Here is a 21,842-nt window from a genome sequence, read left to right on the forward strand (position 1 = left end):
CTCATCAATGCTATTATTTTTATGATATTCGAATTGGTTTTCAAAATAAATTCCAAAAAAATAAACTTTTCCAAATGAGTAAAATAAAGGTAGTCCTCCTCCTAACTTTTTTAGCTTCGTCAACAGGAATTTTTGCCCAAGGTCAGTTGTCTGATAAACCAATTCAGAATATTGAAGCCCGTGATAAGGTTACCCTGGATGGTTTATGGAGCATAATTGTAGATCCGCTTGAAAATGGATATTACAACTACCGATGGCAGCCTAAAGACAATGGATACTTCATGGATGCAAAAATGGAGAATCCTTCCGATCTGATCGAATATAACTTTGATACTAGTTATCAAATCATGGTTCCTGGTGACTGGAATACGCAGATGGAGAAACTCTATTTTTATGAAGGCACCGTTTGGTATAAGAAGAGTTTTGATTATGATCTACAACCAAACGAAAGAGCTTATGTCTATTTCGAAGCTGCAAACTATGAGGCAATAGCTTATCTGAATGGGGAGAAGCTTGGTGAACATATAGGAGGCTATACTCCATTTCAGTTTGAGGTGACGGACGTCATCAAAGAAAAAGACAATTTTTTGGTTGTAAAAGTTGACAATAAGCGTCTTCGGGAAGCTATCCCGACCATTAATACAGATTGGTGGAATTATGGAGGAATTACACGATCTGTACATCTTATCAAAACTCCACAAACTTATATAAAAGATTATTACCTGCAGTTGGCAGACGGCTCCACCAATAAACTGGAAGGCTGGGTTGAACTCAATGATGACACAAGTGGAGAAATGGTTCAGCTTGGAATTCCGGAGTTAAATATCTCGGAAGAATTCGAGGTGCGGAATGGTAAGGTTGAGTTTATGCTGGATGCCAGGCCGGAATTATGGTCTCCTAAGAATCCTAAGCTCTATGATGTATATATCAAGATGGGAGAGAATGTAATTGAAGATGAAATTGGTTTTCGCACTATAGAAACAGACGGCACCAACATACTGCTGAACGGGGAAGAGATTTTTCTCAAGGGAATTAGCATTCATGAAGAAGCTCCCTTCAAAACAGGAAGAGTTACGGCCGTAGAGGAAGTGCGAATCCTGCTTCAGTGGGCTAAAGAGCTTGGGGTGAATTTTGTTAGGCTGGCTCATTATCCGCATAATGAAGCGATGGTGCGGGAGGCGGAGAAAATGGGACTTATGGTTTGGTCAGAAATCCCGGTTTACTGGACGGTGTTATTTGAGAATGAAGACACTTTCAAAAATGCTGAGCAACAGCTTGAGGATATGATGATCAGGGATAAGAATCGTGCAGCTGTGGTTCTATGGTCCATAGCAAATGAGACTCCTGTAAGTGAGGGACGGAACACCTTCCTTAAAAACCTTGCGGACCGGGCACGCGCAATAGATGACACCCGACTTATCACAGCTGCTCTGGAAAGTCATAACAGTAAAGATGGGGTTAAGTTTATTGATGATCCCGCCGCTGGTTATGTAGATGTTATTGGGATTAATAATTACTGTGGATGGTATGTTCGAACTCCGGAATCTTGTAAGGATATTGAATGGGCTTCAGAGTATGACAAGCCGGTAATTGTGAGTGAATTTGGAGCCGGAGCTTTACAGGGAATGCATGGAGACAAGAACGAGCGCTGGACTGAAGAATATCAGGTAAGCGTGTACGAAAACAATATCGAAATGCTGAAGAACATGGACTTTCTTGCCGGTGCATCTCCATGGATTTTGATGGACTTTCGTTCTCATCGTCGTCACCTGAGCAGAATTCAGGCTGACTTCAACAGAAAGGGACTTATTTCTGAACAAGGAGTTCGCAAAAAAGCTTTTTATACTCTTCAGGAATACTATAATAGTATCGAGAACTAATGCTCATATGAAGCTTCAAACATTCAACCCTTTCAAAAAAGCGAATATGAAATTACTGGTTGTTAGCGCTGCCTATTTTTTACTGATGATGTCGTGCAGCGATAAGAATCCTTCGGGAGCTGATAGGGCGGAAGAAGTTCCCACAGCACACGAAATGGTTATCGAGATGGGACTGGGATTCAATCTGGGTAATACCTACGACAATGGGTATAACTCCACGGATTTCGAAAGTACCGCTCCTATTATCGCAAAATATGATAATGCCGGAATGCAGCATGTTCGGATACCTACAACCTGGCTGGAAGGATTTGGTGGGAATACATTGGCCGATGAAAATGGAAACGTAGATTTTGATAATCCCCGCTTTCTGGAACTAAAGAAAACGATCGATTTTGCTTTAGATAGAGGCCTGTACGTGGTGTTAAACGCTCATCATGAAAGAGGCTTTAAAGAACATTATGACGGGAGCGCTGAGTATAATGACAAGTTCACGAATCTATGGACCGATATCGCCGAGTACTTCAAAGATTACGATCATCATTTGATTTTTGAATTATTAAACGAGCCTGAAGGAGCTTTTGGGGGAGGGGGATCTGTAAATCAAGACAGTGAAATAGCCCTTCAAAGAACCAGGCAGATCATGAATGTAGGAGTTACTGCAATTCGGGCAACAGGTGGCAATAATGGGAATAGATTGGTTATGATTGCAACCAATGGATTAGGGAATCAGAGCCAGCTTGAAGACGTATATCCAAATATAGATGCACTACCCGGACAGGGTTCTGATAAGTACCTCTCTATACAGGTGCACAGTTATGATCCATGGGAGTTTTGCGGACAAAATGGGAGTAACAGTGCTTATCCCGGAGATGAGGCAACAGCTAATATTATAAAAAGGGTTGCAGCTCATGGCCGGGAACTTAACGTGCCTATCAACTTAGGGGAGTTCGGTGTCGGAAGAGATGGTGACCAACAGTCCCGAGATACGGACCTTGTTCGCGGATATTATCAAACGATGGTACAAGTAGCCAAAGACGAAGGGATGTCCACATCAGTTTGGGACGATCAGGGTTGGTTTGGATTGATAACAGGCAGCCCTAGCAATGGCTATAGCTTTGTTTACGATATTGTACCTACGATGCTTTCTGAAAACTAACCTGCATTTCAATAAGTACTTTAAATGTTTAAATATCGATAAGTAATGTCCAAACTTGTTAGTACAAACAAATCAGAAACTACCCCAAGTGAGAATAGAATTCGGGTTCTGAAATTAATTCGGAACAAGAAAGAAATTACGAGAGCGGATATCATCGAACAGACCGGGCTGAGTGCACCGACAATAACCCGTATTATTGAGGCACTTCTTAACAAAAAGCTGATAATACAGGATGAAGTCGGGAGCTCGAGCGGTGGACGCCCTCCACAGATCATAAAGTTTGATTCTGAGAATAATTATGTGATTGGTATTGATATCGGAGGGACGTTTATACGGGCTGCTTTTTCGAACCTTGACGGGGAGTTTCTGTACGAAATTAAAGTACCTACCGAAGTTGAGAAAGGCTTTGTAGGGGTGATGAAACAGCTTGGTGAAATGATCCAGCGTTTGTTAGAAAGAGCAAAGTCGCGGAAGAATAACGTATTCGGTATTGGGGTGTCGGTCTGCGGAATCATGAATAAGAAATCAGGTTTGTTAGATTACGCACCGGTGCTTGACTGGAGAAATGTAGATATCCGTAAGGCTCTAAGTGAGTATACTGACTTGCAAATTTCAATTGGTAATGTGGCTAATCTTATCTCTCTGGGAGAACTTTATTATGGAGTAGGAGAACAGTTTGATGATTTTATCTGCATTAACATGGAGTATGGGATTGGATCCGGGATCATTATTGATCGACAACTATTTGAAGGGGCGAATGGGTATTCCGGAGAGATTGGACATATCGTAGTCAATCGTCAAAGTACCATTAAAGGAAGAGAGGGAATTGAAGGAACTCTCGAAGCCTTGGCTTCACGGTATGGGATCGCAGATATTATGAAAGCTCGAATGGAAAAGGGAGAAGATTCTTTACTCAAAAATGATGAAGTAATTGATTCCCAATCGGTTTTAAATGCCGCCAGCAGCGGAGATAAGTTAGCAATACAGGTATTGGAAGAAGCGGCAGATTATATAGGTATAAGTATAGATATACTTATCAAGCTTTTTAACACACAGGCAATTGTGTTGTCTGGTGGTTTTGGAGAGGAAGGCGAGTTTTTTAACGAAAAAATCAAAAGTAAAGTCTCTGAACTGAGCTTGCAGCTGCAGAAGGATGAAATCCCAATCATGGTTTCAAGTTTTGGAACGGATGCCAATCTAATGGGAGCCTTTTCACTGATACTACAGAACGTATTACATTTAGAAGGCTGATCTACTCCCAAAAATCTACACTGTAATTATTGTGCTGGCTTACTATTATAAGGCATGAATTCTACAATCATTTTAACGCTTGATGCCGGTGGGACCAATTTTAATTTTTCTGCAATTCAGAATGGTAGTCGAGTAGGAGATATACTTTCATTACCTGCGCATGCTGATAACCTGGATAAATGTCTGGATACCCTGAAAAAGGGGTTTAGGCATCTGATGGATGAATCTAATAAAAAGCCCGCCGCCATAAGCTTTGCATTTCCAGGTCCTGCTGATTACAGGAACGGTGTAATCGGAGACCTCCCCAATTTACCTGCATTCAGTGGCGGTATTCCGCTTGGACCTATTTTGGAAGAAGAGTTTCAGATTCCGGTGTTTATTCATAATGATGGAAACCTTTTTGCCTGCGGAGAAAGTAAAGCCGGATTTCTGCCATGGGTTAACCACAAATTGGAAGAACAAGGAAATCCCAAACGCTATAATAATCTGATCGGAATTACTGTCGGCACCGGTTTCGGGACTGGTATTGTAGTAAACGGAAAGCTGCTTGAAGGAGATAACAATGCTTCCTCAGAAACCTGGAAAATGAGGAATAAAAGGCATCCTTATTCTTTTCTAGAAGACACCCTGAGTATCCACGGCTTAAAAAGAATGTATGCTGAGCAGATCGCTATGGATCCGGCTAAAGCTCCTGAACCTTTTGAGATTTACCGGATAGCTAAAGGAGAAGCAGAAGGAATTGAGCAGGCAGCAAGGGAGGCTTTTTTGCGTTATGGTGAAGTGCTGGGTGATGCCATTTCTACGATGATCAATATTATTGACGGGGTGGTAGTAATTGGAGGGGGAGTCGCCGGTGCATACCCGCTTTTTTCAGGGGCTATGCTCGATCAGTTTAACAGCTCTTATGATTTGTTAAATGGGAAACGTACTTCAAGACTGGTTCAGAAAATGTACGACCTTGAGCGGGATTGGAGCCTTAAACAGTTTCTTCAAGACGATATGAGGGAAATAGAATTACCATCGGGTACGAAAAAAGTCCGCTTTGAAGAAAACAAAAAGCTCGCAGTTGGCTTAAGCCGATTAGGCACCAGTGAGGCTATAACCCTTGGTGCCTATTATTCGGCAATTTCAAGACTCTGAAATTCAGGCTGCTGGTGCTTGTTCTAACTCAATTTTTGAACCTTTTTTACCATACCAGGAAATGTATAGGTAGCAAAGAATTGGAAGGAAAAGCCCCATCTGTAGGCCGATAGAATCAGCAAGGAATCCATAGAATGGAGGTATGATAGCTCCACCCACAATGGCTGTACATAGTATTCCGGATCCCTGAGCAGTGTGTTTTCCAAGTTTTTTGATAGCCAGTGTAAATATGGTTGGGAACATGATAGAATTAAATAAACCAACAGCTAATATTGTCCACATTGCTGTTAACCCACCACTAAACATACTTATGAGTATTAAACTGACATTTACAAGTCCATAGATACCCAGCAAATTTCCGGCATTAAGTTTTTGCATCAGGCCGGCTCCAATAAATCGGCCAACCATAGCACCTCCCCAATAAAAGAACACATAAGTACCGGCAAGTTGTGAAGCATTCATATCCTGAATACTGGTATCAGAGAAAACAGTGGATAAACCTGCTGCTATCGACGACATAACTGCACTGCCTTCCACCAGCGTCTCAATATCAAGTTGTAAGAAGTAGTTAACAAGATAACTGCCGATGGTTACTTCAGCACCCACATATACAAAAATACCGAGTGCTCCCAGCATGAGGTGCTTTGTTTTCAGTGCCACTGAATAGCTTCCACTCTTATTGTCATCTCCTTCAAGAATCTTAGGAAGCTTAAAAACTGAAAATAATCCTGCAAGGATAATAAGCACGATAGCCAATATCACAAATGGTCCCTGTACGGCCGCAGCCTCCGCTTCGTAATATGCCAACTGTTGGGCCTGACCCATCGCACTCACTTCTGCAGATGAAGCCACAGAGCTGCTCAGAATAAATGCAGCACTCACAAGAGGAGCAATGGTAGTTCCTAGTGAGTTAAATGCCTGAGCAAGATTCAAACGACTCGAAGAAGTTCGATCCGGTCCTAAAGCTGCTACATAAGGATTTGCGGCTACCTGCAGAATGGTGATACCTCCGGCAAGTACAAATAATGCCAGCAGGAAGATTGGGAATAATCTGAACGAAGCAGCAGGGTAGAAGAGCAAACAAGCGGCACCCATGGTGATCAACCCAACAACAGCACCTTTTTTATATCCAATTTTAGAAATGAGATATCCGCCGGGAATAGAGAACACAAAATAAGCGGTAAAGAAAGCAAACTGAACAAGACCGGCTTCAAAGTAGGAAAGTTCAAAAACATCTCGGAGCCTTGGGATGAGAGCATCAACCAAAACGGTGATAAATCCCCACATAAAAAAGAGGGTAGTTACAACAATAAAAGCCGGGCGGTAATTAGTTTTCTGCGACATAGTACAGGATATTATTTTTGGTTATTCAAATGAGGATAAACAAAAACGAAAAGGATTCACAGTGATAAAAATTTTCATAAAAAAAAGCTTCTGAATTACTTCAGAAGCTTTAAATATGCTAAATAAATTTTTAGTCAGGATTATTTTGCAGCAATCATTCCTTTTAGTCGCTGAGCTTCTGCAAATTGTCCACTTTGTGGATAGTCATTAGTAATTTGATCTGCTATTGCATTCGCTTGTTCGAAGTTGCCGGCACTGTAGTGAGCTTGTGCGGCTTCAAGTAAGTTAGATGGAGTAGTAGCACTGTTTTCATCCCAGTTGGCTGCCTGAAGGAATTTATCAGCGGCTGCTTCATAGCTTTCGTTTGCCAACATCAACTTTCCGTGAAAGGTTAATGGACCCACTCCTAAAATGCCTTCCGGAACATCAAAATCTTCCATGTAAATCAGGGCATTCTCTATGTCACCCAATTCATAACTGGAAACGGCTGCATAAAAGTGGGCGATGTTTCCTGCATTAGTTCTAGGAAATTCTTCTGAAATTTGATCAAACCCATAAGTGAGTTCAAATTCATTCCCGTATAAAGCATTCTCGTAGTCAGCCTGATTGTAATAATTTTCAGCGACGGACAATAATTGCTGAGCTTGTTCTTCTTGGGCAGATGAATAAAAGTTGTAACCTATAATTCCACCGACTAAAGCTATAAATGCGATTGCTAAAATGGTAAGAAAGGAACTGTTTTCACTTACGTAAGCCGCCGCACGGTTATAATTTTCAATTAGCGGATCGGATTCTAATTCTTCTTTTGAAAGCCTTTTTGACATGTTTATTTAGTTGTAATAGCTGTGATTTGAAAGAGTATAAAAATAGGACTGTTTTCGGACTTCACAAAACTTTAAAGTGTTTCTAAAATTCCATTTTTCAGTTCGAGAATAGTGTCGGAGCGACCGGCAATTTCTTTTTCATGTGTAATCAAAAGCACAGAAACACCCATTGCTTCCCGAAGTTCAAAAAGTAAGTCCAGTATAATATTTGTATTTGTTTGGTCAAGATTACCTGTCGGTTCGTCTGCAAGTATAATCCTTGGGTTATTCATCAGCGCTCTGGCCATGGAAACTCGCTGTTGTTCGCCACCGGATAGCTGAGTGGGGCGGTGACTTTTTCTTTCTTCCACTCCAAAAAGTCCCAATAATTCTTCAGCTCTGCTGTATGCCTGATCGGAGGAAGTTCCACCAATTAGAGCGGGCATGGCTACGTTTTCGAGAGCCGTAAATTCTGGCAGTAAGTGATGAAATTGAAATACGAAGCCGATATACTTATTTCGGTAGTCAGCAAGATCATCCGCTTTATAGGACGAGATGTTGTTTGAATCCCATAAAACATCTCCGGAGTCAGCACGATCCAGACCGCCTAAAATATGCAAGAGCGTACTTTTACCACTTCCGCTCGAACCAATAATAGAAGTGATGCTTCCTTCAGCGATACTTAGGTTCATCCCCTGAAGTACTTTGAGTTCACCTCTTTCTGGGCCACCGGCAAAGCTTTTGTGCAAATCTCTAGCTTCGAGAACCGTTTTCTTTTCTTCCATTACTCAGCGGTATTTTTAAGACCTGGATACGTAACGGGCTCAATATGAACACACTTTCCTGTTTCCGTATCTACTTTTGCAAAAGCACCACAAAGCTGGTTATCGCCTTTTGCAGACTGATATTTCTGGTGAACCCCGGTCATAAACCTTTTGATGGCTACTTTTTTATCCATTCCAATTACACTGTTAAAGGAACCGGTCATACCGGCATCGGTAAGATAGCCAAGCCCTTGCGGTAAAATTCGGGCGTCATTGGTTTGAATGTGAGTGTGTGTACCAACCATAACAGAAGCCTTGCCATCAATATGCCACCCCATGGAAACCTTTTCAGCTGTAGCTTCTGCATGGAAGTCGACAAATATGATATTGGTTTCCTCTCTGATTTTCTCCAAAGCCCACTCGGCGGCTGAAAAAGGATCATCAATGGATTTCATGAAAGTCCGGCCCTGTAAATTCAGTACGCCAACTTTAACGTTTTTATTAGGAACTTCGTGAATACTGAAGCCCAGTCCCGCATTACCTTTTGGGTAATTAAGAGGGCGGAGGATGTGGTCATGCTCTCGCATGTAATCAAATACCTTCCATTTATCGAAGGAGTGATCTCCGCCGGTCACAACATTGACCCCTAAGTTTAGCAGGTTTTTGATGATCTTGCGATTCGTGCCAAATCCTTCGTGAGAATTTTCAGCGTTAGCTACCACAAAGTCCGCGTCGTATTTCTTGATAAGACTGGGGAGGAAAGTATTGGTCATTTCAATACCTGGGTCGCCAACAATATCGCCTACAAAAAAAATGCTGATTGTATCAGCCAAAGTGTACTCCTGCTATTTGTTCGGTTTTCTATTCTTTAATTTCAGTAAGTAAACGTTCTAAACTATGATTCACGCGCTCCATCAAAACTTCTTCACTGTTTTCGAGCTCGCTATTGGCATTGCGTACTTCAAATAATTCTTCAGCAATACTCAAGGCTGCCAATACCATGACAGTGGATTCAGGTTGCTTAACAAGCTGCTGCCGGTAGGTTTTAAAGCGTTCATCCACAAACTTACAAATCCTAACCATGGATTCTTCTTCATGATCCTCAACCTTAAGGGGATACTGCTTTCCGAGAATACTAACTTTAATCGATTTCATGAATCAGCTCCAAGGTGATGATCAATTTTAGATATTAGTCCCTGAACATGCTGACGCAAAGCTAATCGCTCTGACTCAGTAATAGCAGAAAAGATATCGGTCTGCTTTTCATGCTCTTCTTCAAGCTTGGTCTTTAACTTCGCGTTATCCTTTTTGAGATCTCGGATTTCCTTTTTCAGACCTTCCACTTCGGTACCCACTTCATCCAGCAGTAGCCTGAACTTATCGCTTTGTTGTGAAAGTTTATTCATACGTAGATTAATTACCCTCTCAGTTTGGCTGAGAAATCTTTTTCCAAAGATTTAACAATTCTCTGAATAATAGGTTCTACTTCTTTGATATTCAAGGTCTTGTTCGGGTCCAGAAAGTTTAACCTAAATGCCAGACTTTTGTTTCCTTCCCCAATTGAATCACCTTCGAAAACGTCAAAAATATCAATGCTTTCTAGCTGATCACCGGCTTTGTCTTCAATTACTTCCATCAGCTCTCCGGCTGTAACTGACTGAGAAACTATGACTGCAAAGTCGAATTCAAACGCGGGAAATTTGGGAACAGACTTAAATGTATTCTGAGGAATAACGGCTAAAGCTTCGGATATAGCAGTAACTGAAAGTTCGGCAACGTAAGCATCCTGCTCAAAATCATAGGCTTTTTTCAAGTCTTCGGCGGGTACAAAGAGAGAGCCGATTTTCTTGTCTCCCCAAAAATAACCAAGCGTATTTTCATCTTGAGCTTTTGAAGATAAGTGCTCAATCAGGTTGAGCTTGGTAAAGAAAGCATGCACCAAAGCTTTGAGGTCAAAAATGGTATATGATGTTGCTTCTTCAGACCAGGTATCCTGATTTTTAAGTCCAGCCAATCCGAATAAAACGTGTACTTCTTCTTTAATGCCTTCGTAATACGATCCTTCTTCATCAGCTTCGAATACATGACCCAGCTCAAAAAACCGAACACCGGATCTTTTTCGGTTGAAGTTGTAAGAAGCAGACTTCAAGAAACCATGCAGGAGGGAAGGACGCAAAGTGATCATATCCTTATTTAGAGGATTGAGAGCGGCAATCATATCATCCAGTTCACCAAAATGCGAGGCTTCTTTTTCGGAGATCAGTGAATTGGAGTAAATTTCTCGCAGACCCAATTGCTGAGCTGTTGTCCTGATCTTTTGATTTAACTCCTCCCATTCATTAATGGGTTCTGAAGAAACATAAATACCATGCTTAGGTGCAGGAATTTTATTGTAGTCAAAGAGTCGTCCAACTTCCTCAATCAAATCAACCTCTCGTTCCAGATCAGGTCGGAATGTTGGGATTTCAAGAGTTATTGTTTCTTCGTCTCTTTTTATTTCTTTAAGCTCCAAACCATCCAAAATATTTGCAATGGTTGAGATGTCAAAATATGTGCCTAGAAGCCGATTAGTATAGCTTTTTCTAAGAGTCAGCTGGTGAGTTTCGGTTTTTGTTGGATGGATATCAACCGTCTCATCAGAGATTTTTCCACCTGCAACTTCCGCGATTAAGTCAGCTGCTCTTTCTGCTGCCAGAGCCTGCAGATTAGGATCTATACCTCGCTCAAAACGGTAAGAGGCATCAGTCTGTAATGTTTGTTCTTTAGCCGTTCTTCGGATAGAGCCAGGGTCGAAGTAGGCGCTTTCAATTAAGATATCAGTAGTGTCGTCATTCACTTCAGAATCAACACCACCCATAACGCCGGCTATAGCTACTGGACCTTCACCATCACAGATAAACAAGGTGCCGGGAGTACATTTTCTTTTAACGTGATCCAGTGTTTCGAATTCTACTTCTTGGTCAAAGTCTTTTACTATAATTTCTTTTCCACGGATTGTAGAATAGTCAAAAGCATGAAGCGGTTGGCCTAATTCATACATCACGTAATTAGTCACATCCACCACGTTGTTTACTGGACGAACACCAATAGCCTTTAATTTATTTCGGAGCCAGTTTGGTGATTCTTTGATTTCAACACCTTTGACCATCTTGCCGACATAGCGGTGGCACTTTTCAGCGTTTTCTATTTTTATGGTGATATCATCAGAGTCCTGAACAGACTTTCCGGAATTTACTTCAGGCTTTCTTAAATCTAGATTCAGTGCAGCCGCTAAATCACGGGCAACTCCTAAATGGCAGGTTGCATCCGGGCGGTTTGGGGTAATAGCGATATCAATAATGGTATCTTCATAGAGGTCGAATACTTCCGAAATAGGAATGCCGACTTTAAGGTCATCATCAAGTACCATGATCCCATCATGATCGGTACCAAGACCGATTTCATCTTCGGCACAAATCATCCCCTCAGAAACTTCTCCTCGAAGTTTGGCCTTTTTGATCTTTAGAAAGCTACCATCATCCAGTTTAATAGGCAGGGTAGAGCCTACAGTCGCAACAGGTACTTTTTGTCCCTTAGCAACATTCTTGGCACCACACACAATTTGAGTTTGTTCTTCACCAAGATTTACGTCACAGATCTGAAGTCGGTCAGCGTTGGGGTGTGCCCGAACTTCAAGTACTTCTCCAACGATGACGCCTTCCAAAGAGCTGCCAAAGGATTCAATCTCTTCAACTTCAAGCCCAATAAGAGTGAGTTTTTCTGCGGTATCTTCCGGAGAGAGGGGAAGATCAATAATTTCTTTAAGCCAGTTGTACGATACTTTCATTAAAGTAAGTGAGGTCTTTAGTTAAACTGTTCGAGGAAGCGAATATCGTTTTCATAAAAGGTGCGGATGTCATCTATACCATGACGGAGGATGGCGATGCGTTCTACGCCCATTCCCCAGGCAAACCCGGTATATTTTTCAGGATCAACACCTGCGTGTTGTAAAACATTAGGGTCTACCATACCGGAACCTAAAATTTCCAGCCATTTTCCATCTTGCTCAGTTCCCCACCAAATATCCATTTCTAAACTGGGTTCAGTGAATGGGAAAAAGCCGGGTCGTAAGCGGTACTTTACGTCGGTACCAAACATCAGCTTCGCAAAGGTGATGAGTGTTTCTTTGAGGTCAGCAACACTAACATTCTCATCAATATATAGTGCTTCTACCTGATGGAATAAGAAGTAGGATTTTGGAGACACAGCCTCATTTCTATAAACTCGTCCGGGCATAATGGCGCGGATTGGAGGCTCGGTATTTTCCATAAGTCGAATCTGTACAGGAGAAGTGTGCGTTCTCAGTACTAAGTCCTGAACATCAGGATCGTTACTTTTCTTTATAAAAAAAGTATCCTGTTCATCCCGAGCGGGGTGATTAGGAGGAAAGTTAAGTGCGGTAAAGTTGTGAAAATCGTCTTCAATTTCTGGTCCATCCGCAATAGTAAACCCAAGCCGATAAAAAATGGACTTCATTTCTTCCAAAGTCTGTGTCAAAGGATGAAGTGAACCTAATGGCCAAGAGGGAGGAGTGAGTGTAATATCATCTTTAGCACTGAGGTCTTTGCTTTCGTTTTGTTCCAGCGCGGCTTTTGCGTCTTCAAACTTGGATTCAGCCAAAACTTTAACCTGATTCATGGCCTTTCCTACAGCAGCGCGATCCTCTTTAGGAACACTTCCCATTTTTTTAAACATGGACTGTACTCGTCCATTTCGCGAAAGGAATTCGAGCCGGAAATTCTCAAGCTGATCATCATCAGCAATAGAAAAATTCTGTATTTCTTCTTGTAATGCTTTTATGTCATCAAGCATGGGTTGCTTTATTAATGATTTGGTAAATGATACCGCTACCACGCAGAGCGTCGGGAGCGAGGAGAGACTAATACTTACTGGTTCCGATTACTCTTTACCGTAACCAAAATTAGTTCCCAAAAATAAAAAAACCGACAAACCTTATTCAAAAAGATCTGCCGGTTTATACCGTTTAATATATACAATTAAGCAGTGGCTTCCTTAACAATAGCAGCAAACGTATCTGCATCGTGGACGGCAAGATCTGCAAGAACCTTACGGTTAATCTCCATATTCTTGGTCTTCATCCCGTGGATGAATTTAGAATAGGTAGTACCGTTTAATCTTGCTGCCGCATTGATGCGGGTGATCCATAATCGACGGAAATTACGTTTACGATTCTTGCGATCTCGATATTGGTACAAAAGACCTTTCTCGACCGCGTTTTTAGAAATCGTATAAACGTTCTTACGCTTGCCCCAATAGCCTTTCGCTTGATTTATAATCTTCTTGCGACGGCGACGGGAAGCCACCAAATTTAATGATCGTGGCATTTTGTCGTTAGTTTAGAGTTTATGATTGATAAGGCAGCTGGCGTTTGATAGACTTTTCATCGGCTTTGTCAACCAATGTGTCTTTGCCTAACTGTCTCTTAGTTTTACTACTTTTCTTGGTCAAAATGTGACGCTTATAAGCTTTTTTACGCTTAATTTTACCGGAACCGGTAACCTTAAATCGCTTTTTAGCACCACTGTTACTTTTCATTTTTGGCATGGAAATCCACCAACTTTTGTGAAAATTAAAGACTTGTAAAATAGGGAGAATTGTATCCCTGTGCAACGAAGAATTAACTTTTTGAAGGAGCTAACATCATAATCATTCTGCGACCTTCCATGTTGGGAGTAGATTCAATCTTACCAACATCAGATAAGTCTTTAGCAAGCTGCAGAAGGAGTAATTCCCCTTTTTCAGTGTAGAGCATATCTCTTCCACGGAATTGCACAGTTGCTTTTACTTTGTCGCCACCTTCAAGAAATTCTCTGGCATGGCGAGTTTTGAATTCAAGATCGTGATCGTCTGTGTTCGGGCGAAAGCGCAGCTCTTTTACAGAAATGGTATGCTGCTTCTTCTTCGCTTCTTTCTCTTTCTTCTTTTTTTCGTACATGAACTTGCCGTAGTCAATCACCTTACATACCGGGGGCTTGGCTTTAGGTGCAACTTCTACGAGATCGAGTTCATAGGATGCAGCGATTTGAAGAGCACGTTCAGATGTAGTGATCTCATGTTCATCATCTGGTTTGATAACGCGAACTTTTGCCGCATTTATTTCTTCATTAATTCGAGGACGATCATCATTTTGTGGTCGTCTCTGATAGTTTCTTCTTGCGATAGTAACCTCGTTGTTTAGTTAGTCTTTAGGTAAAGCTTTAGTTTGAATCTCTTCGTTTATGTCCGTAAGAAAATCAGAAAAACTGAAAGTTCCAATATCACCTTTTTTATGGCGACGAACCGAAACTGTTTCGTTTTCGACTTCTTTACTACCCACTATTAACATATATGGGATCTTACTCGTTTCAGCATCTCGGATTTTTCCTCCGATCTGCTCACTGCGGGAATCAAGCTCTACTCGAACTCCAAGTTCCTGCAATTTCTCATAACAATATTCTGCATATGCATTTTGTTCATCCGAAATAGGAAGGATACGAACCTGCTCTGGAGACAGCCATAATGGGAAGTCTCCGGCAAAGTGTTCAATCAAAATACTGGTAAATCTTTCCATCGAGCCAAAAGGTGCTCTGTGAATAATTACCGGGCGATGTTTCTCATTATCGGAGCCTACATAAGTAAGGTCAAAGCGTTCAGGCATCACATAATCAACCTGAACGGTTCCAAGCTGCCATTTTCGCCCGATGGCATCCCGAATAATAAAATCAATTTTAGGTCCGTAGAAACTCGCTTCGCCGGGAGCTACTGTATAATCGAGATCCATCTCATCGGCTACTTCCCGTATCTCTTTTTGAGCGCGATCCCAGTATTCGGTGTCGCCTCCATATTTCTTCTCATTGTCATCACGGTAGGAGAGGCGGATATCAACAGGCATCCCAAAAGTACTGAAAACCAGCTGGGTCAGCTCAATGGTATTCTTGATTTCTTGCTTAAGCTGATCGTGAGTACAGTAAATGTGTGCGTCATCCTGGGTAAAACCTCTCACACGAGAAAGTCCGCTTAACTCACCGGATTGCTCATAACGATAAACAGATCCAAACTCAGCAAGTCTGAGAGGAAGATCTCGGTAACTTCGTAGATCGTTCGAATAAATTCTATGATGATGAGGGCAATTCATCGGCTTAAGCATGTACTCTTCATTATCCACTTCCATGGGGTTGAACTGAGAGTCTTTGTAGTAGGGATAGTGTCCGGAAGTTTTATACAGCTCGATATTAGCAATATGTGGAGTGATAACTTCTTTATAGCCGCGTTTTTTCTGTTTGTCCCGCAAGAAAGCTTCAAGCGTTCGGCGGAGCACTGTTCCATTGGGTAACCACATTGGTAAGCCACTGCCTACCATGCTGTCTATCATATAAATACCCAATTCTTTACCCAGCTTACGGTGATCCCGTTTCTTGGCTTCTTCAATACGATGGAGATGCTCTTCCAGCATTTTCTGCTTTGGAAAGCTGATGCCATAGATACGGGTCAATTGCTTGCTATCGTTATTTCCGCGCCAGTAAGCTCCGGCAAGACTGGTAAGTTTAACTGCTTTTACATCACCGGTATTAGGAACGTGAGGGCCGCGGCATAAATCGGTAAAATCACCCTGCGTGTAGAATGTGATCGTACCGTCTTCCAGATCCTCAATCAGATCAACTTTATACTCGTTGCCCTTATCCTTGTAGAATTCGAGGGCTTCTTGTTTTGAAATATCTTTGCGCTTGAATTCAGACTTCTTGCGCGCCATTTCGATGAACTTATCTTCAATCTTGGATAGGTCTTCCTGGCCTATTTGATTGTCACCGAAATCAATGTCGTAATAGAATCCGCTTTCAATAGGAGGGCCGATTCCAAACTTTGCATTCGGGTATAGTTCCTGAATAGCTTCAGCAAGCAGGTGAGCAGATGAGTGCCAGAAGGTATATTTACCGTCCTCACTGTCCCATGTATTTATAGCAATTTCAGCATCTTTAGTAATAGGACGATCCAGATCAATGATGTCGCCGTTCACTGTAATACTAAGAGCTGCACGGGCTAAGCCGGCTGCAATAGATTGGGCTACTTCTAAACCGGTTGTTCCTGATGAGTATTCGCGTTGAGTTCCGTCGGGTAATGTAAGCGTAATTTTTTGGTCTGCCATTCAGTGTTTAATTCTCAGAATTTCCTTAACGCTATAAGATAAAAAAAATAGTATGTACACACAGGCTTATTCTGGCGATTATTTTAGTTATTCAAATTGGATTTGATTTGCTAGAAATGGGATATTCGTTTGGCAATGAAATTAAGATGTCCATTACCTTATGAAGTTTAATTCTGATGAGAGCTTTTTTGATGCTCAACCTATGTTTGTTTGCGAACAAACGACCATGAAGATTTTGGAGGTAAATGAAGCAGCAACTCAAATTTTAGGATTTAAGAAAAAGAAATTTTTAAAGAAAAGAGTAGTGGATTTCTGTGAGCAGAAATCTGTAGATGAACTGGAAATTCATCTAGAAGAGACTACGAAAAAGGCAATTGACAAAATCTGGGTTTTTAAAACTTCAGATGGCAAATCAATATATGTTCAACTTTCAGCTCATCTCATCAATTATAAAGGGCGACCTGCCAAACTCGTTATTGCTCACAACCTCTCAGATATCGTAGGTAATAAGAAAAGTGCTGATAAATTACTTTCAAGTCAGCTTTCACTAAACAATTTCCCGCTTGCTGAAATTGAGTGGGATTCAAACCTGAATATCATCAGATGGTCTTCAAAAGCTGAGGAATTGTTTGGGTATTCTGAAGAAGAGGCTATTTCAGAGAACCGTTTGCTGGAGAAGTTCATCCATGATGATGATCTGGAATACGTAAAGGAAAAAATTCGGGAGACTTATAAAAAGAGAAATAAAGACGTTTCTGTAATCAACAGAAATATTACAAAAGACGGGCGCGTAATTTATTGCGAATGGTATAACTCTTTGCTCTACAACCGCAATAATGAAGTGGTTGCGATGTACACCCTGGTCCACGATGTAACCGACCGTGAAGAAGCTCTGGATAATGCCAAGCGCAGTATGATGAGCTATCAGGATTTATTCAATTCTATAAGCGACGCTATTTATTTGCTTGATAAGGAAGGAATGATCCTTCAAGCAAATGATGGCCTTGAGAAAACATTCGGCTATAAGAAAAGTGAAGTAGTAGGAAAACACACCAAGGTATTGGCTCCACCGGGAAAGTATAACCCCGATCGCATTGAAGAGATTATTGATAATGCTTACAAAGGAGTTAACGGCAAGTATGAAGGCTGGGGGCGCAAGAAGAATGGCGAGATCATCCCAACTGAATTTCTGGTGAACACCGGTAATTACTTTGGAGATGAAGTGGTTATTGTGATAGAGCGGGATATCTCTGATCGCAGAGAATCAGAGGAGGCTTTGAAGCAGCGGGAAGGTTTGCTGAGTAAACTATTTAATTCCTCACCTATTGGAATAGCGCTGCTGAACGAGCATCACGAAGTTGAAATGGTAAATGATGGCTTTGAGCAGCTTTTCGGGTACCGGGAGAATGAGCTAAAAGGGCTTGAGCTTGATAAGCTTATTGTTCCTGAAAAACGCCATGAATTTGCAATCAGCCTAACCGAAAGCGCACAGGTACAGGAAGTTACTGAAAAGAGAGTCCGTAAAGACGGAACCATTTTAGATGTAATTATTTATGCTGTCCCTGTTGTTGTAGGATCAAGCGTGGTGGGGATTTACGGCATTTATGTTGATATCACAGATCGCAGACAGGCCGAAGAAAGTGTCAGGAAATCGTTGCGCGAAAAAGAGATGCTTCTTGCTGAAGTTCACCATAGAGTGAAGAATAACCTGGCTGTAATAACGGGATTACTGGAATTACAATCCTATTCGGCGGATAACGCTCATGCCAAGCGGATACTCAAAGACAGTCAGATGCGGGTCAATTCCATTGCAATGGTGCATGAGAAGTTGTACCAGACTGAGGATTTTTCAGAAGTAGATATCAACCAATATTTCGAGGAATTATCTGTGGTAATTCATAAGACCATGAAACGCTCGGAAACAAAGGTTCAGATTGACCTTGATATCACGCCTATTAAACTCCCGATTACTCAGGCTATACCATGCGGACTTTTGCTGAATGAAATCATAACAAACAGTTACAAGCACGCCTTTAAGGGAAAGAAGAGAGGTAGAATTATTGTGAGCCTTTCAAAAAAACAGGAAAGAATTTGTTTGTCGATTAAAGATGATGGCGTTGGGCTACCGGAACAACCAAAATCTAGTATTCAGAGCTCACTAGGCATGACCCTTATAAAAACCCTTGCTAAACAACTAAACGCTACATTTGATTTTAGATCTGATGGAGGGGCGATTTTTGAGTTTGAGTTTTCAAAAGGAGAAGAGGTAAAACTAAATAAATAAAAAAGCCTGCTAAAGCTACAAAGCAGGCTTAAACAAGTGTGTTAGTTGTGAGTGAGGAGCATCACATACACACTTTTAAATCGAGTACTTCGGCAATTTCACCCCAGGAAACAGCAGATACGTTCTTTGGGGAATCCAGGACTAGAAGGTCTCGCCTGCTGTAAAAACTCCTTCTTAGAAATCGCCATGAATAGAATAAAATGATGGTTGGCTGTTTAGATAAGAAATCAGGAGGATAGAAGTGTTAGGAGAGTGTTAAATTGAATTACTGAATCTTTAACAAATAAAAAAACCCATGCAAATCTTGAATCTGCATGGGTTGTGGGGAGTGCGACCTACTGGATTCGAACCAGTGACCTCTGCAATGTCAATGCAACGCTCTAACCAACTGAGCTAAGGTCGCGTATTTCAATAAATAAACGGCCCCAAATATAGGGACCTTTCGGGGAGTAACACAAAGATAGTTTTGGTGTTTTTGCTAATTAAAATCGTCCATCGCAAATCGGTCGTTCGGTCTTTCGCAAATCAAATAAAATCGAATGGCGATTAACCGATGGACCGAATGATTGATTTGTGATTTATTCCTATCAGATTTAAGAACTTCTTGTTACAGCTGTCATCCCATTAGATGTTAGATAATTCAATGACAATGCATACTGAAGGTCTTGAATTACTTCAAAAATTCACTACAAGCATAGTGCACAATTGTATATACAAACCCGTATCTTTAAGGCTCACTACAATAGTTATTTGGCATGATCAACAGAAGACAAGTACGAGAAACGGTTCTCAAAGCAATTTACGCACTGCAGCAGGGCAAAGACTCAACCCAGCACGTTACGGATACCATTATCAAGAAAGCTGAATTCGCAAAAGAAAAAGATCTTCGTCGCTTTGCGGAAAAGTTATTTTTTCAAACGGTGGAGCATCGAGAAGAACTGGATGAGGTCATCGTTGATCATATCAAAAATTGGGATATCAATCGACTTGCACTGATTGATCGCATGATCCTGAAAATGGCCATTTGTGAGCTCATCTATTTTGAAGAAATTCCTACCAAAGTTAGCATTAATGAAGCGATTGAGTTAGCTAAACGATATTCAACGGCTAAATCAGGTCGGTTTATAAATGGAATTCTTGACGCGGCTTTGACCGACTTGAATGAAAAAGGACGCATTAATAAGAAAGGACGCGGACTCATTCAAAAAACGTTGGGCAGTAACTAATTAAATGGCAACTTATCCAGACATAATAGCAATTGGCGATATACACGGGTGTGCTCTTTCAAACCACGCTTTGCTCAAAAAACTGGATAGTGAATATAGCGACCAACCAACCTATGTTTTTCTGGGTGACTATACAGATAGGGGCCCCGACTCTAAAAAAGTAGTAGATCAGCTAATCAAATTTAATAAAGATCATGAATGTGTTTTTCTGAAAGGGAATCACGATCAAATGCTGCTAAATGCATATGAGAAAGGTGATTGGAATCTCTGGTTAAGTAATGGTGGTAATACTACTCTAAAAAATTATGACTCAAGTCCCGGTGATTTCAAACTCCCAAAAGATCATTATGAGTTTTTTAAAAACACGGAATTGTACTGGGAAACTGAAAGCTATTTTTTTGTACACGGTGGAATTTCTCCCGATTTAACGATTCAGGAAAATTTGGATAGTGAATATGAGCGGGAGCAGTTTATTTGGCAACGTGATCACGTATATGCCCGCACAAATAAATGGAGTAAAACGGTGGTATTTGGGCACACACCGGTTAAAGAACCTATTGTAGAAGAGAATATGTTGGGCATCGACACAGGGTGCGTTTATAAGAAAAAGGGCTATGGTGTATTAACTGCTGTAGCTCTTCCCGAAATGAAATTTATTGAACAAAACTGTTTAGACTTTTAAACTAAAAATTGACTGTACATGAGCTTAAGATGTGGAATTGTTGGCTTGCCCAACGTAGGTAAATCAACCTTATTTAATGCATTAAGTAACGCCGGAGCTGAATCCGCTAACTTTCCTTTCTGTACCATCGACCCGAATGTGGGAATGGTACCAGTGCCTGATGAACGCTTACATGAACTTGCAAAGCTGGCTGAATCTAAAAACGTACTTCCCGCAACCATCGAGTTTGTAGATATTGCTGGACTAGTAAAAGGAGCCTCAGAAGGAAAAGGAAAAGGAAATGCCTTCCTATCTCATATCCGTGAAGTGGATTTGATTTTGCATGTAGTGCGTTGTTTTGATGATAATGACATCATTCATGTGGAAGGAAACGTAGATCCGGAAAGAGATATCCGAATTATAGAAGAAGAGCTCATTCTTAAAGATCTTGAGTCCGTTGAGAAACGAGCTGAGAAGCTGAAGAAAGAAGCAAAAGGCGGAGACAAAGCCAAAGTAACACAGCATGCAATTGTACAAAGGCTAGCCGATCACTTAGGGGAAGGAAATGCTGCCCGTACTTTTGAAGCATCCAAAGAAGAACGAGAAGCTTACAAAGACTTATTCCTGCTTTCTGACAAACAAGTTCTTTATGCATGCAATGTTGGTGAATCAGATTTAGAAGACGGTAACGATTACGTTGAAACCGTTAAAGAAATTGCTTCTGAGTATGACGATGAAACCGTAATGTTCTGTGCCAAAATTGAAGCTGAAATCGCTGAGCTGGATGAAGACGAAAAAGAGATGTTCCTTGAAGAGCTGGGTGTACCAAGTGCCGGTTTAGATCGTCTTATTAAAGGTGCATTTAAAGAGCTTGGCTTGATCACCTATTTCACAGCCGGACCCAAAGAAGCTCGTGCATGGACTATCAAGGAAGGAACAAAAGCTCCCCAAGCTGCAGGTGTAATACACACCGATTTTGAAAAAGGCTTTATCCGTGCTGAAACCATTTCTTTCAAAGATTATCAGGAACTCGGTTCCGAAAAAGCTGCACGCGATGCCGGTAAAATGCGTCAGGAAGGAAAAGAATACGTAGTTGCTGATGGCGATGTACTGCTTTTCCGTTTTAATGTGTGATGAAAAATGAAAGTTGC

Annotated in this window: 20 protein-coding genes and 1 tRNA gene; 8 read left to right on the plus strand and 13 right to left on the minus strand. The window is 41.3% G+C overall.

Annotated features, from left to right (window positions below):
* The first annotated feature begins 74 nt into the window (after window positions 1-74).
* The 4 genes from CL667_00525 to CL667_00540 are packed head-to-tail and all read left to right on the plus strand — an operon-like array spanning window position 75 to window position 5,427.
* Window positions 75-1,880, plus strand: a complete 1,806-nt coding sequence (locus CL667_00525; GenBank protein MAL16166.1) for a beta-glucuronidase — start codon at window positions 75-77, stop codon at window positions 1,878-1,880.
* A gap of 7 nt (window positions 1,881-1,887) precedes the next feature.
* Complete coding sequence (locus CL667_00530) at window positions 1,888-3,036, plus strand: glycoside hydrolase (GenBank protein ID MAL16167.1); 1,149 nt, start codon at window positions 1,888-1,890, stop codon at window positions 3,034-3,036.
* 45 nt (window positions 3,037-3,081) lie between these two features.
* On the plus strand, window positions 3,082-4,287 hold the full coding sequence (locus CL667_00535; GenBank protein MAL16168.1) for a hypothetical protein: 1,206 nt from the start codon (window positions 3,082-3,084) through the stop codon (window positions 4,285-4,287).
* A 54-nt stretch (window positions 4,288-4,341) separates the two neighbouring features.
* On the plus strand, window positions 4,342-5,427 hold the full coding sequence (locus CL667_00540) for a hypothetical protein (protein ID MAL16169.1): 1,086 nt from the start codon (window positions 4,342-4,344) through the stop codon (window positions 5,425-5,427).
* A gap of 3 nt (window positions 5,428-5,430) precedes the next feature.
* On the opposite strand, the gene CL667_00545 is transcribed toward CL667_00540, so the two are convergent.
* The 12 genes from CL667_00545 to CL667_00600 form a co-directional block, all read right to left on the minus strand.
* On the minus strand, window positions 5,431-6,771 hold the full coding sequence (locus tag CL667_00545) for a glucose/galactose MFS transporter (GenBank protein MAL16170.1): 1,341 nt from the start codon (window positions 6,769-6,771) through the stop codon (window positions 5,431-5,433).
* A gap of 140 nt (window positions 6,772-6,911) precedes the next feature.
* Window positions 6,912-7,595 carry a hypothetical protein gene (locus tag CL667_00550; GenBank protein ID MAL16171.1) on the minus strand — a complete coding sequence of 228 codons (684 nt, stop codon included), beginning with the start codon at window positions 7,593-7,595 and terminating at the stop codon, window positions 6,912-6,914.
* Between the two features lie 71 nt (window positions 7,596-7,666).
* Complete coding sequence (locus CL667_00555; GenBank protein ID MAL16172.1) at window positions 7,667-8,359, minus strand: lipoprotein-releasing system ATP-binding protein LolD; 693 nt, start codon at window positions 8,357-8,359, stop codon at window positions 7,667-7,669.
* Window positions 8,359-9,171, minus strand: coding sequence for a TIGR00282 family metallophosphoesterase (locus CL667_00560; protein MAL16173.1), 813 nt, complete (start codon window positions 9,169-9,171; stop codon window positions 8,359-8,361). The genes CL667_00555 and CL667_00560 overlap by 1 nt, the downstream gene beginning before the upstream one ends.
* Window positions 9,172-9,199: 28 nt before the next feature.
* Window positions 9,200-9,493 carry a cell division protein ZapA gene (locus tag CL667_00565; GenBank protein ID MAL16174.1) on the minus strand — a complete coding sequence of 98 codons (294 nt, stop codon included), beginning with the start codon at window positions 9,491-9,493 and terminating at the stop codon, window positions 9,200-9,202.
* A complete protein-coding gene (locus CL667_00570; GenBank protein MAL16175.1) occupies window positions 9,490-9,744 on the minus strand; it encodes a hypothetical protein in 255 nt (84 codons plus the stop codon). Before CL667_00570 ends, CL667_00565 begins: the two co-directional genes overlap by 4 nt.
* Before the next feature lie 11 nt (window positions 9,745-9,755).
* Window positions 9,756-12,164 carry a phenylalanine--tRNA ligase subunit beta gene (locus CL667_00575; GenBank protein ID MAL16176.1) on the minus strand — a complete coding sequence of 803 codons (2,409 nt, stop codon included), beginning with the start codon at window positions 12,162-12,164 and terminating at the stop codon, window positions 9,756-9,758.
* Between the two features lie 17 nt (window positions 12,165-12,181).
* Window positions 12,182-13,189, minus strand: coding sequence for a phenylalanine--tRNA ligase subunit alpha (locus tag CL667_00580; protein MAL16177.1), 1,008 nt, complete (start codon window positions 13,187-13,189; stop codon window positions 12,182-12,184).
* A 185-nt stretch (window positions 13,190-13,374) separates the two neighbouring features.
* The gene (locus tag CL667_00585) at window positions 13,375-13,722 is read right to left on the minus strand and encodes a 50S ribosomal protein L20 (GenBank protein ID MAL16178.1); all 348 of its coding nucleotides are present in this window, start codon (window positions 13,720-13,722) and stop codon (window positions 13,375-13,377) included.
* Window positions 13,723-13,741: 19 nt separating this feature from the next.
* Window positions 13,742-13,942, minus strand: a complete 201-nt coding sequence (locus CL667_00590) for a 50S ribosomal protein L35 (protein MAL16179.1) — start codon at window positions 13,940-13,942, stop codon at window positions 13,742-13,744.
* Between the two features lie 73 nt (window positions 13,943-14,015).
* On the minus strand, window positions 14,016-14,558 hold the full coding sequence (locus CL667_00595; protein ID MAL16180.1) for a translation initiation factor IF-3: 543 nt from the start codon (window positions 14,556-14,558) through the stop codon (window positions 14,016-14,018).
* Between the two features lie 18 nt (window positions 14,559-14,576).
* Window positions 14,577-16,520 carry a threonine--tRNA ligase gene (locus CL667_00600; GenBank protein ID MAL16181.1) on the minus strand — a complete coding sequence of 648 codons (1,944 nt, stop codon included), beginning with the start codon at window positions 16,518-16,520 and terminating at the stop codon, window positions 14,577-14,579.
* A gap of 160 nt (window positions 16,521-16,680) precedes the next feature.
* Between CL667_00600 and CL667_00605 the strand changes: the two genes are divergently transcribed.
* Entirely contained in the window at window positions 16,681-18,804 is a 2,124-nt protein-coding gene (locus CL667_00605; GenBank protein MAL16182.1) for a PAS domain S-box protein, read from the plus strand.
* Between the two features lie 329 nt (window positions 18,805-19,133).
* On the opposite strand, the gene CL667_00610 is transcribed toward CL667_00605, so the two are convergent.
* Window positions 19,134-19,207 (minus strand) — tRNA-Val (locus tag CL667_00610).
* 352 nt (window positions 19,208-19,559) lie between these two features.
* Between CL667_00610 and nusB the strand changes: the two genes are divergently transcribed.
* From nusB to CL667_00625, 3 genes are read left to right on the plus strand one after another with little or no spacing between them, the layout of a single operon-like run.
* Entirely contained in the window at window positions 19,560-20,030 is a 471-nt protein-coding gene (gene nusB, locus CL667_00615) for a transcription antitermination factor NusB (protein ID MAL16183.1), read from the plus strand.
* A 4-nt stretch (window positions 20,031-20,034) separates the two neighbouring features.
* Entirely contained in the window at window positions 20,035-20,712 is a 678-nt protein-coding gene (locus tag CL667_00620; protein ID MAL16184.1) for a metallophosphoesterase, read from the plus strand.
* 18 nt (window positions 20,713-20,730) lie between these two features.
* Window positions 20,731-21,825: a redox-regulated ATPase YchF gene (locus CL667_00625; GenBank protein MAL16185.1), complete on the plus strand. Its 1,095-nt coding sequence runs from the start codon at window positions 20,731-20,733 to the stop codon at window positions 21,823-21,825.
* Window positions 21,826-21,842: the final 17 nt, after the last annotated feature.

This window comes from Balneola sp. (assembly GCA_002694685.1).
Taxonomy (GTDB): Bacteria; Bacteroidota; Rhodothermia; order Balneolales; family Balneolaceae; genus Gracilimonas.

Coding starts and splice junctions, on each gene's coding strand:
- CL667_00525 (MAL16166.1), top strand. CDS start 75: ATGAGTAAAATAAAGGTAGTCCTCCTCCTAACTTTTTTAGCTTCGTCA.
- CL667_00530 (MAL16167.1), top strand. CDS start 1,888: ATGAAGCTTCAAACATTCAACCCTTTCAAAAAAGCGAATATGAAATTA.
- CL667_00535 (MAL16168.1), top strand. CDS start 3,082: ATGTCCAAACTTGTTAGTACAAACAAATCAGAAACTACCCCAAGTGAG.
- CL667_00540 (MAL16169.1), top strand. CDS start 4,342: ATGAATTCTACAATCATTTTAACGCTTGATGCCGGTGGGACCAATTTT.
- CL667_00545 (MAL16170.1), bottom strand. CDS start 6,771: ATGTCGCAGAAAACTAATTACCGCCCGGCTTTTATTGTTGTAACTACC.
- CL667_00550 (MAL16171.1), bottom strand. CDS start 7,595: ATGTCAAAAAGGCTTTCAAAAGAAGAATTAGAATCCGATCCGCTAATT.
- CL667_00555 (MAL16172.1), bottom strand. CDS start 8,359: ATGGAAGAAAAGAAAACGGTTCTCGAAGCTAGAGATTTGCACAAAAGC.
- CL667_00565 (MAL16174.1), bottom strand. CDS start 9,493: ATGAAATCGATTAAAGTTAGTATTCTCGGAAAGCAGTATCCCCTTAAG.
- CL667_00570 (MAL16175.1), bottom strand. CDS start 9,744: ATGAATAAACTTTCACAACAAAGCGATAAGTTCAGGCTACTGCTGGAT.
- CL667_00575 (MAL16176.1), bottom strand. CDS start 12,164: ATGAAAGTATCGTACAACTGGCTTAAAGAAATTATTGATCTTCCCCTC.
- CL667_00580 (MAL16177.1), bottom strand. CDS start 13,189: ATGCTTGATGACATAAAAGCATTACAAGAAGAAATACAGAATTTTTCT.
- CL667_00585 (MAL16178.1), bottom strand. CDS start 13,722: ATGCCACGATCATTAAATTTGGTGGCTTCCCGTCGCCGTCGCAAGAAG.
- CL667_00590 (MAL16179.1), bottom strand. CDS start 13,942: ATGCCAAAAATGAAAAGTAACAGTGGTGCTAAAAAGCGATTTAAGGTT.
- CL667_00600 (MAL16181.1), bottom strand. CDS start 16,520: ATGGCAGACCAAAAAATTACGCTTACATTACCCGACGGAACTCAACGC.
- CL667_00605 (MAL16182.1), top strand. CDS start 16,681: ATGAAGTTTAATTCTGATGAGAGCTTTTTTGATGCTCAACCTATGTTT.
- nusB (MAL16183.1), top strand. CDS start 19,560: ATGATCAACAGAAGACAAGTACGAGAAACGGTTCTCAAAGCAATTTAC.
- CL667_00620 (MAL16184.1), top strand. CDS start 20,035: ATGGCAACTTATCCAGACATAATAGCAATTGGCGATATACACGGGTGT.
- CL667_00625 (MAL16185.1), top strand. CDS start 20,731: ATGAGCTTAAGATGTGGAATTGTTGGCTTGCCCAACGTAGGTAAATCA.